This window comes from Micromonospora sp. AMSO12t, from assembly GCF_008806585.1.
GTDB lineage: Bacteria > Actinomycetota > Actinomycetes > Mycobacteriales > Micromonosporaceae > Micromonospora > Micromonospora reichwaldensis.
The window spans coordinates 1-9,616 of record NZ_WAAS01000245.1 but is presented as its reverse complement, the minus strand read 5'-3'; the positions used below and the strand labels follow the sequence as shown (position 1 = coordinate 9,616).

The 9,616-nt window shown below is 74.6% G+C and carries 9 protein-coding genes; 3 read left to right on the top strand and 6 right to left on the bottom strand.

What is annotated here, in order from left to right; genetic code table 11:
• The 4 genes from F6X68_RS26205 to F6X68_RS26190 all read right to left on the bottom strand — a co-directional run.
• Window positions 1-680: VOC family protein (locus F6X68_RS26205; RefSeq protein WP_151456778.1), on the bottom strand; the 680-nt coding region annotated here is incomplete at its 3' end.
• Between the two features lie 97 nt (window positions 681-777).
• Window positions 778-1,515 (bottom strand): ABC transporter permease, encoded by a 738-nt coding sequence (locus tag F6X68_RS26200; protein ID WP_132232160.1) that lies wholly within the window; start codon window positions 1,513-1,515, stop codon window positions 778-780.
• Window positions 1,516-1,530: 15 nt separating this feature from the next.
• Window positions 1,531-2,460, bottom strand: a complete 930-nt coding sequence (locus tag F6X68_RS26195; RefSeq protein ID WP_151456777.1) for an ABC transporter ATP-binding protein — start codon at window positions 2,458-2,460, stop codon at window positions 1,531-1,533.
• 58 nt (window positions 2,461-2,518) lie between these two features.
• A complete protein-coding gene (locus F6X68_RS26190) occupies window positions 2,519-4,765 on the bottom strand; it encodes an AAA family ATPase (RefSeq protein ID WP_151456776.1) in 2,247 nt (748 codons plus the stop codon).
• A 232-nt stretch (window positions 4,766-4,997) separates the two neighbouring features.
• Between F6X68_RS26190 and F6X68_RS26185 the strand changes: the two genes are divergently transcribed.
• From F6X68_RS26185 to F6X68_RS26175, 3 genes are read left to right on the top strand one after another with little or no spacing between them, the layout of a single operon-like run.
• Window positions 4,998-5,582: a helix-turn-helix domain-containing protein gene (locus F6X68_RS26185; protein WP_151456775.1), complete on the top strand. Its 585-nt coding sequence runs from the start codon at window positions 4,998-5,000 to the stop codon at window positions 5,580-5,582.
• A 42-nt stretch (window positions 5,583-5,624) separates the two neighbouring features.
• Complete coding sequence (locus tag F6X68_RS26180) at window positions 5,625-6,953, top strand: MFS transporter (protein WP_151456774.1); 1,329 nt, start codon at window positions 5,625-5,627, stop codon at window positions 6,951-6,953.
• A 33-nt stretch (window positions 6,954-6,986) separates the two neighbouring features.
• A complete protein-coding gene (locus tag F6X68_RS26175; RefSeq protein ID WP_132232150.1) occupies window positions 6,987-7,838 on the top strand; it encodes a menaquinone biosynthetic enzyme MqnA/MqnD family protein in 852 nt (283 codons plus the stop codon).
• Between the two features lie 31 nt (window positions 7,839-7,869).
• Here the strand turns inward: F6X68_RS26175 and F6X68_RS26170 are convergent, their stop codons facing one another.
• Together F6X68_RS26170 and F6X68_RS26165 are read right to left on the bottom strand one after the other, a co-directional pair.
• Window positions 7,870-8,817 (bottom strand): serine hydrolase, encoded by a 948-nt coding sequence (locus F6X68_RS26170; protein WP_151456773.1) that lies wholly within the window; start codon window positions 8,815-8,817, stop codon window positions 7,870-7,872.
• Window positions 8,817-9,616, bottom strand: an 800-nt coding sequence (locus tag F6X68_RS26165; protein WP_151456772.1) for a hypothetical protein, incomplete at its 5' end; no start/stop codon positions are given. The genes F6X68_RS26170 and F6X68_RS26165, both read right to left, overlap by 1 nt.

The window sequence follows — 9,616 nt, the reverse complement described above, 5'->3', positions numbered from 1 at the left end:
GGGACGAGGATGGTGCCGCCGAGTTCGGCGGCGCGGGCGGCGGCCGCGTCGGCGTCGGTCACGGCGAAGTACACCGACCAGTACGCGGGCGTGTCCGCGGGGAACCCGTCGCCGAGCGGTGGCACCATGCCGGCCACGATCCGGGTGCCGAGCCGCCAGCCGGTGTACGTGACCGGGCCCGCCTGCTGGTCGTCCGGTTGCCAGCCGAAGACCAGCTCGTAGAAGACCTTCGCGCCCTCCGGATCGGGGGTGACCAGCTCGGTCCAGGTCAGCGCCCCCGGGACGTCGAAGACCTCGGCCCCGGGCATCGACATCGGCTGCCAGACGCTGAACGACGCCCCGGCGGGGTCGGCGAAGACCGCCATCCGTCCCTGGTCGAAGACCTCGAACGGAGGCACCACGACCTGCCCGCCGGCCCGCTCGACCCGCCCGGCCACCAGGTCCGCGTCGTCGGTCGCCAGGTACGTCGACCAGATCGGCACCTGGTCGGGGATGGCCGGCGGACCCGCGCCCGCCACCGCCCGCCCGCCGAGCAGGAAGACCGTGTAGCCGCCCGCCTCGGGCTCCGGGTCGATCCGGCCGGTCCAACCGAACAGCTCCGGGTAGAACCGCCGCGCCTCGGCGAGGCCCGGGGTGGCGAGGTCGACCCAGCAGGGTGTGCCCGGCGGGACGATGCTCACCTCGATCCCCCTCTCGGCGGGGGACGGCCACGCCGGCACGCCCCTGCCGGAATCGTGGCACCGACCCGCCGTGCCACGTGGCGGATCGGCCGAAACGTCAGCTGAACCGTCGACCCTCGTCGCGCCGGTACGCCCACCCGGCCAGCAGCGCCAGCAGCACCACCCAGACCCCGAGCATGACCATCGACAGCGGGTTGACCGGGTAGTCGCCGACCGCCGCCCACATCAGCTCCACCGCGCCGCGGGTCGGCAGGAACGGCGCGACGGCCTCGACGAAGCCGGGCGCCTGGTCCGGTGCGGAGAGCAGCCCGCCCCCGAAGGCGAGCGGGAAGAAGACGACCTGCGCCACCACGATCGCCGCCTTGCTGGGCATCGAGTAGCCGATGGCGAGACCCAGCAGCGTGAACGGCACCGAGATCACCGTGACGATCGCCAGGGCCAGCAGGAACGCCGGTGCGCTGACCCGCGCCTCGGTGAGCGCCGCCCCGATAGCCACCACCGGCACCAGGGAGAGGTAGGTGAGTGCCAGCCCGGCCAGCACCCGCCCGGCGAAGCGCGGCGCCGGCCCGGCCGGCAGGGTCCGGGTGTACGGGTTCCAGGGCTGGTCGCGGTCCTCGGCGACCCCGACGCCGTACTGGAAGATGTTCGCGCTCATCACCGAGAAGGTGACCATGGCGGCGGTGGCGTAGGTGGCGCCGACCGGGTCCTTCCCGGCGAACGGCACCACGAAGAAGAGCATCGCGACGGCCGGAAAGAAGGCGCTGCCGACGACGGCGACCGGGATGCGGACCGTCTCCAGGAGCTGGTAGCGGGCGTGGACCAGGGCGAGGCGCATGGGAGATCCGTCCCCTCAGGCGGTGGCCGGCGGGCCGGCCACGGCGGTCGTCGGACGGTCGGCTCCGGAGCCGGGCTCCGCATCGGTCGCGGTGATGGCGAGGAACGCCTCCTCCAGCGAGGTGGGGCGGACCTCCAGGTCGGCGAACGCCACCCCGGCGGTGACCAGGGCCCGCACCAGCTCGTCGGCGTCGGTGGTGAGCAGGTGCGTGCGGCCGTCGATCCGCTCGGTGCGGACGACGCCGGGCAGCGCGGGCAGCGCGTCGGCGACCAGGCTGACCCGGCGTACGCCAACGATGCCCCGGATCGCGTCGACCGTGTCGTCGGCCAGCACCCGGCCCTGCCCGATGACCACCACCCGCCGGGCCAGCGCCTCGACCTCCTCCAGGTAGTGGCTGCTCAGCAGCACGGTGCCGCCGTCGTCGTGGAACGCCCGGATCGCCTCCCACAGGGTGTGCCGCGCCGCGACGTCCAGGCCGGTGGTCGGCTCGTCGAGCAGCACCAGCCGGGGCCGGCCGACGAAGGCGAGCGCCACCGCGAGCCGGCGGCGCTGCCCGCCGGAGAGGCCCCCGGTCTGCCGCCGGGCCAGCTCGCCCAGGCCGAAGCGGTCGAGCAACTCGCCCCGGGGGACCGGGTCGGGGTGGTGGGCGGCGACGAAGTCCACCACCTCGCCGACCCGCAGCGTGCCGGGCAGGCCCGTCTCCTGCGGGGTGACCCCGATCTGCCGCCGGCTCGCCGGGTCGCGCGGGTCGCCGCCGAACAGCTCGACCCGGCCGGCGGTGGGCCGGCGCAGCCCGACGAGCAGGTTCAGCAGGGTGCTCTTGCCGGCCCCGTTCGGGCCGAGCAGGCCGACCAGCTCGCCGGCGGAGACCTCCAGGTCGACCCGGTCGAGGGCGAGCACGTCGCCGTAGCGGCGGCTGACCGCCTCGGCGCGGGCGAGGATCACGGGAGACTCGTCGTGGGTGTCACGGACACCTGTCTACCTTCCCTGCGCAAGTGGCCGGTCAGCCCAGCGGGGCGGGCAGCGGTCGGGCGTGCAGCACGGCGAGTCGGGACACCGCCCGGGTGAGCACCACGTAGAGCCGGTGCAGGCCGCGCGGTTCGGCGGCCACGATCGCCGCCGGCTCGACGACGATGACGTGGTCGTACTCCAGGCCCTTGACCAGGGTCGCGGGCACCACCGTGACGCGCGCCGCGGCGGCCGGCTCGTCGACGGTCGCGGTGTCGACGCCGGCGGCCTCCAGGGCCGCCCGCAGCCCGCCGACCGCGTCGTCGGCGGCGATCACCGCCACCGAGCCGTCGAACGCCAGCGCCGCGCGCACCTCGGCCACCGTCGCGGCGACCAGGTCGTCGACGGTACGCACGTCGAGCGCGCCGTCGCGGCGCAGCGACTCGGCCGGGGGGACGTCGACGGCGAGCGCCGGCAGCAGCCGGTTGGCGAACGCCACCACGGCGGCGGGCACCCGGAACCCGACCGTCAGCGGGACCACGACGGCGTCCGGCTTGCCGAGGTGGCGCAGGGACTCCCGCCAGTCGGCGGCGGCCCACGGGGCGGTGCCCTGGGCCAGGTCGCCGAGGAGGGTGATCGACCCGTGCTCGCTGCGCCGGGCGATCACCCGGCACTGCATCGGAGAGAGGTCCTGGGCCTCGTCGACGACGACGTGCCCGAAGCCGCCCGGCCGCTCGATCAGCCCGGCCGCCTCGTCGATCAGCACGGCGTCGGCCGCCGTCCACTTCGTGGCCTTCGGCGTACGCCCGAGCTTCGTGCCGGCCGGGGCGGGACGCCGCGCCGGGGCCCGCGTGGTGCCGGCCGTCAGAGCCGGGGCCTCGGCTGCCGTGGTCGGGCCGGCCGCCGGGTCCGGGGTGCCGGCCGCCGCCGTCGGGTCGGCAGCGAGGGTCGGGGCGGCGAGCCCGCACAGCCGCGCCTGCTCCTCGGCGTCGAGCAGCCCGTCCGCCGCCGCGGCGAGCCGCTGCGGGTCGCCGAGCAGGGCGTGCACCAGCCCTTCCGGGGTGAGCGCCGGCCAGACCGCGTCGAGGAAGGCGGTGACCGGGGTGGCCTTGCCCATCCGGCGCAGCCAGGCGTCGCTCGGCGACTCGGCGCGCCGCGCCTCGGCCTGCCGTTGCAGCAGCGCCACCACCCGGGCCCGGACGCGCTCGCGCCCCGTGGCGTACGGCAGCCGCTCCCGGCGGGTCTCCTGGACCACCCGGTGCAGCGGGTCCAACCCGATCCGCCAGCGGAACGAGCCGTCCGAGACCATGATCGGCTCGGTCGGCTCGCCGATGTGCGCGTCGACGGCCCGGCGCAGCACCTCGGCCATCCGGGCGTCGTGCTTGACCGCGGCCACCGCCGGGTCCTCGACGGCCCGCACCGGCACCCGGGCGACCAGGTCCTCCACGGTGGCCTGCTCGACCTCGACCTCGCCGAGTGCCGGCAGCACCGCCGCGATGTACGACAGGAATGCCCGGTTCGGTCCCACGATCAGCACGCCGGAGCGGCGCAGCCGCTCCCGGTGCAGGTAGAGCAGGTACGCGGCCCGGTGCAGGCCGACGGCCGTCTTGCCGGTGCCCGGGGCGCCCTGCACGCAGATCGAGTCGGCGAGGTCCGCCCGGACCAGTTCGTCCTGCTCGGGCTGGATGGTGGCGACGATGTCACGCATCGGCCCGACGCGCGGCCGTTCGATCTCGGCGGTCAGGATCCGGCTGGTCGTGCCCAGTTCCTCGCCCCGGTCGAGGCGCTCGTCCTCGAAGCTGGTCAGCGTCCCGTTGCTGAATCCGAAGCGGCGCCGTACCGCCACGCCCTGCGGGTCGCGCGCGCTCGCCCGGTAGAACGACCGGGAGACCGGGGCCCGCCAGTCCAGCACCAGCGGCTCGCCCCGGTCGTCGGTGACGTGCCGCCGGCCGACGTGGTAGCGCCGCCCGGCGTGGTCCGCGTGCCACCCGTCCGGCCCGTCGCCGGGGTCGCCGGGCGGGGCGTCGGCGGGCGGGGCCCCGGTCGCCGAACCGAAGTCGAGGCGCCCGAAGAAGAGCGGCGTGGTGGGGTCGTCGGCGAGTTCGGCGACCCGACGGGCCAGGGTGCGCCCGAGGGTTTCGGCCGCGTACGCGTCGCCGGCCACCTGGTCGCCGGTGGAGAAGAGGGCCTGGGCGCGTTCCCGCATCTGGGTCAGGGCGGCCCGGGAGGTGGCGAGGTGCTCGCGTTCGGCGGTGAGGTCGGCGTCGAGGTCGGGGTCGATTGCGGTCACGGTGGATCCCATCGGGTCATCTGCCGGTCGCTCGCGTGTCCGGCGGGCGGATGGGCCGGCCCCCGGCGCGGGACGTCCGATGCGGTGGTCACCTCACCCTGGCCGTCAAGCGACCTGACAGCCTACGCGCCGGGCGCGTGACGCTCCACCGGATTTCGACCGTGGCGCCGCCGCCCGCCGCTGTGCCTCCGGTGCCGGGCGACCGGCGACCCGCGGTGGGCGGGCGACCAGGAATCATGGACACATGACGGAGGCGCGTCCCGAACAGCGCCGGATCACGATCAGCGACCCGCAGGTGATGCGGGCGCTGGCCCATCCGGCCCGAATCGCGATCATGGAACACCTGGGCGTGGTGGAGGGCGGCGCGACCGCCACCGAGTGTGCGGAGGTGGCCGGGCTGTCGCCGAGCGCGACCAGCTACCACCTCCGGGCGCTGGCGAAGTCGGGCCTGGTGGAGCAGGCGCCGAGCCGGGGGGACGCGCGCGAGCGGCTGTGGCGCACGGTCGGCCGGGGCCTGATGGTCGACGCGGGACAGTCCGCCGGCCCGGAGGCGCGCGCGGCCGAGGAGGCGCTGGTGGAGGCGCACGCGGCCCGGGACATGGAGCGGACCCGGGAATGGCTGCGCCGCGCCGGCGACGAGCCCGCCGAGTGGTACGACGTCGCGCTGTTCAGCGACACGCTGCTGCTGCTCACCGCCGACGAGCTGGCCGGGCTGAACGAGGCGGTGAGCGCGTTGTTCGAGCCGTACCGGCAGCGGAACCGGCAGGCGGATCCGCCTACCGGGGCGCGCACGGTGGCGGTGCAGTACCGGGCGGTGCCGCTGGCGTAAGAGGGGTTGCTTCGATCAGTTGTGAAGGATTATTTTCGAAGTATGTCCTTCACAACTGACGGGTCGCGCTGGTCCGACGTCTGGCTCGCCGCCACCGCGCGCGGCACCTCGATGTGCGGTGACTTCCTCGCCGCCACGGCCCTGGCGCTCGCCCTCCAGTCCGCTGGCGCCAGCGGCATCGCCGTGTCCGGACTGCTGTTGGCGGCCACCCTGCCGCTGGTGGTGCTCGCCCCGCTCACCGGGCGCCTCGCTGACCGGGTGGACAGCCGGAAGCTGCTGGTCACCGCCGGCCTGGGGCAGGCGGCCGTCTGCGCCCTGCTCGCCTTCGCCACCCACCCGGCCCTGATCATCGGGCTCGTCGCGCTGCTCGCCTGCGGGCTGGCCGTGACCCACCCCTGCCTGGCGGCGCTGCTGCCGGCGATGGTGCGCCCCGCCGACCTGCCCCGGGCGAGCGCGATCAGCCAGACGGCCAGCAGCCTGGGCGCGCTCGGCGGCCCGGTACTCGCCGGGCTGCTGGTCGGGCAGTTCGGCGCGCGCGTACCCCTGCTCATCGACGCCGGGAGCTACCTCGCCCTGGTGGCCGCGGGCCTGCTGCTGCGCACCCGCAGGGGCGGCCGGCGGACCACGGCCGCACCCGCGTCCGGGACGGAACGGGCCCCGGCGTGGCGGCTGCGCGGCGACCCGCTGCTGCTGGCCGTCGTCGTCAGCACGGCCGCGGTCATCACCGCCGTCGGCGGCATCAACGTGGTCGAGGTCTTCTTCATCCGCGAGACCCTCGACAGCTCGCCCACGGTGTACGGGCTGGTCGGTGCCGCCTGGATGGCGGGGATGCTGCCCGGCAGCTGGCTCTGCGCCCGGCTGGCCCACCGGCTCACCGACGACGGCGCCCTGGTGTACGGGGTGCTGGCGACGCTCGGCGGCATCTGCCTCATGGTGATGGTTGCCGCCGCCGTGCCCACGGCCGCGCTGCTGGTCCCGCTCTGGCTGGTCGCGGGCGCGGCGAACGGCGGGGAGAACGTCTTCGCCAACCTGCTCACCGCCCGGCGCGTGCCGGAGGCGTCGCGCGGCCGGGCGTACGCCCTCTACGGCGCGGCCGTGCAGGGCGGCTCGATGGGGGGCTACCTGATCGGGGGCGCCCTGCTGGCGCTGCTGTCGCCGCGACCCCTGATCGCGGCGGCCGGCGCGGTCGGCCTGCTGGTCGTGGTGGCGTTCGTGCCCGCCGTCGTCCGGTCCGTCCGACGGGTCCGGGCGGCCGGCGCCGGGTCGACGGCGGCGGCCCGGGCGGGCGGTGCGGACGGCGCGCCAGGAGAGGCGGGGGACGGCGACCACCCGGCGGATGCGGGGTTGGCCACTCCCACCCCGGCCCACTGAGCCACGCAACGGTGGCGGGGATACGGTCGGGGCATGGCTGAGCACGTCGCACGCCCCCGGGTCGGGCACATCCAGTTCCTGAACTGCCTGCCGATCTACTGGGGGCTGATGCGCTCCGGCGCCCTGATCGACGTCGACCTGCACAAGGACTCCCCGGACCGGCTCAGCGCCGCCCTGGTCGCCGGTGACCTGGACATCGGTCCGATCTCCCAGGTGGAGTACCTGCGGCACGCCGACGAGCTGCTGCTCCTGCCCGACCTGGCGGTCGGCAGCGACGGCCCGGTGCTGTCGGTCAACGTCGTCTCCACCCGCCCGCTGGCCGAGCTCGGCCACGGCAAGGTGGCGCTGGGCTCGACCTCGCGGACCGGGGTGCTGCTGGCCCAGTTGCTGCTCGGCGAGCGGTACGGGGTGAACCCCGAGTACTTCCGCTGCCCGCCCGACCTGACCCAGATGCTGCTGGAGGCCGACGCCGGGGTGCTGATCGGCGACGTGGCGCTACGCGCCCTCTACGAGGCGCCGAAGCGCGGGCTGGAGGTCACCGACCTCGGGCAGGCGTGGCGGGAGTGGACGGGCCTGCCGATGGTCTTCGCCGTCTGGGCGGTACGCCGCGACTTCGCCGCCGCCCACCCCGGCCTGGTCAAGGAGGTGCACGAGGCGTTCCTGCGCTCCCGGGACCTCTGCCTGGCCGAGCTGGACCAGGTGGCCGAGGCGGCCGCGCGCTGGGAGCCGTTCGACGCGGCGACCCTGGCGACGTACTTCCGGGCGCTGGACTTCTCCCTCGGCGAGCGCCAGGTGGCCGGCCTGCGCGAGTTCGCGCGTCGCGCCGCCGCCATCGACGCCGCCCCGCCCCTGCCCGCCTCCGGCCCGGCCTTCTTCACGGGCTGAACCTCTGGCCGGCCCGGGGCGGTGGGCGGGGCTAGGTGGTGGGGCGGAGGAGGGCTTCGGTGATCTTCTGGCAGTTCTTCATGCCGTACTCGTAGCCCTTGCCGATCGGGTAGCGGACCATCACGCCCATCGTCCAGGTGTCGCCGATGGCCAGGCAGTTGATGTGCATCTCCTGCTCCTTGGTCCGGTCGATCCAGCCGTTCTTGATGGCGATGGTCTTGCGTTCGGCGGCCGGGAACGCCTTGCGGATGCCGAAGTCGCCGCCGCCCCTGACCAGACGCATTTCGTTGATCAGCCACTTGGTCCACTTCGGGCCCGCGGCGCGGCCGTCGGCGATACAGGCGCCCATCCGGGCGGTGTCCCGGGGGGAGAGTTTCGTCCGGCTCCAGCCGCCGTCGCTGGCGACGCTGCTGTCGGTCAGCGCGCACTTGGAGAGCAGCCGCTTGATCGAGGCGGACCCGCCCAGCGCGTTGTAGAACTGCTGGGTCCGGGTGTTGTCGCTGTCCCGGATGATCTTCGTGGCGTCGGCCAGCTTGGCGGCGCTCGGGGTCTGGCCGTTCTCGTCGGCGCGGCGCAGGTGGTCGGCGACGATCCATGCCTTGATCAGCGACGCGGTGGTGCTGGTCTCGTCCATGTTGTCGGAGCCGATGATCTCCCCGGTGCGGCGGTCGAGGACGCTCCAGGAGTACCAGCCCTCGATGTCCAGGTCGAGTTCCTTGGCCTCGAACGGCAGCGGCTCCGGCTCCGGCGTCGGGCTCGGCGACGGCGAGGGTCGGGAGCTGCGGTCGCTGGGGGCGGTCGTGGCGCGCTCGGCCGGGCCGGCGGGGATGCCCCACTCGGCGGCGGCGCGGGACTCGAACGGCGAGCCCGGCAGCAGCCGCAGCGAGACGAGCACCAGGCAGATGAGGACCACCGCGATGGCGATGAGCCTGCGGGGGGAGGCGTCGGCGGGCTCGTCGGCCCGACGCCGTCGCGTCATCAGAGCTTCCCGGCGGGCTGCTGAGGCACCTTGAGGGCGGCGCCCGGCTGCGGAGTCACGAGCTGGCTGGCGACCGAGGCGCAGACCTGCGCGCCGTAGTTGAGGCCGCTCTTCTGCGGGTAGCGGAGCATCACCGCGAGGCTCCACCTGTCGGTCACCGCGAGGCAGTTCACGTGCCAGTTGCCGTCGTAGTTGAGCGGGGTCCAGCCGTTCTTCATGCTGACCGGGCCCTGGCTGACGATCGACTGGGGGAGGCCGTCGATGATGCCCCAACGGCCGCCGCCGAAGCGGGGATTCTGGTCCTTGGCGGCCGTGCTGCCCCTGACCTTGCTCATCTCGTCCAGCAGGAGCTTCGTCCACTTGGGGCCGGCGGCCGTGCCGTCGGCGATGCAGTCGCCGAGCCGGACGGCGTCACGCGGGGACATCCGCGTGAAGCTCCACCAGCCCACGTAACCGGGCACGTTGCCCGGCTTGGTGTCGGTGAGCTCGCAGGTGCTGACCATCCGCCTGATCGTGCCGGCCCGGCCCACCGCGCTGTAGAGGGCGTTGGCGGCGTCGTCGTTGCTGTCCCGGATGGCGGTGGTGATCTGCTTCTTCCGCTCGGCCGGCAGCGGCTTGTCGCCGAGCTGGTTGAGGTAGTCCGCCGCGAACCAGGCCTTGATCATCGACTCGGTGGAGCTGGTCGAGGCCAGGTTCTTCGACCCGGAGATCTCGCCGGTCTCCCGGTCCATCAGCGCCCACGAGAAGAACTCGCCCTTGAAGTTCACCGTGACCGGGCCGGCGGCCAGGGTCGGCGGCG

What these genes read in the sequence shown, in the direction of transcription:
- F6X68_RS26190 (WP_151456776.1), bottom strand. Translation starts at nt 4,765, where the DNA reads ATGGGATCCACCGTGACCGCAATCGACCCCGACCTCGACGCCGACCTC.
- F6X68_RS26180 (WP_151456774.1), top strand. Translation starts at nt 5,625, where the DNA reads ATGTCCTTCACAACTGACGGGTCGCGCTGGTCCGACGTCTGGCTCGCC.
- F6X68_RS26185 (WP_151456775.1), top strand. Translation starts at nt 4,998, where the DNA reads ATGACGGAGGCGCGTCCCGAACAGCGCCGGATCACGATCAGCGACCCG.
- F6X68_RS26200 (WP_132232160.1), bottom strand. Translation starts at nt 1,515, where the DNA reads ATGCGCCTCGCCCTGGTCCACGCCCGCTACCAGCTCCTGGAGACGGTC.
- F6X68_RS26175 (WP_132232150.1), top strand. Translation starts at nt 6,987, where the DNA reads ATGGCTGAGCACGTCGCACGCCCCCGGGTCGGGCACATCCAGTTCCTG.
- F6X68_RS26170 (WP_151456773.1), bottom strand. Translation starts at nt 8,817, where the DNA reads ATGACGCGACGGCGTCGGGCCGACGAGCCCGCCGACGCCTCCCCCCGC.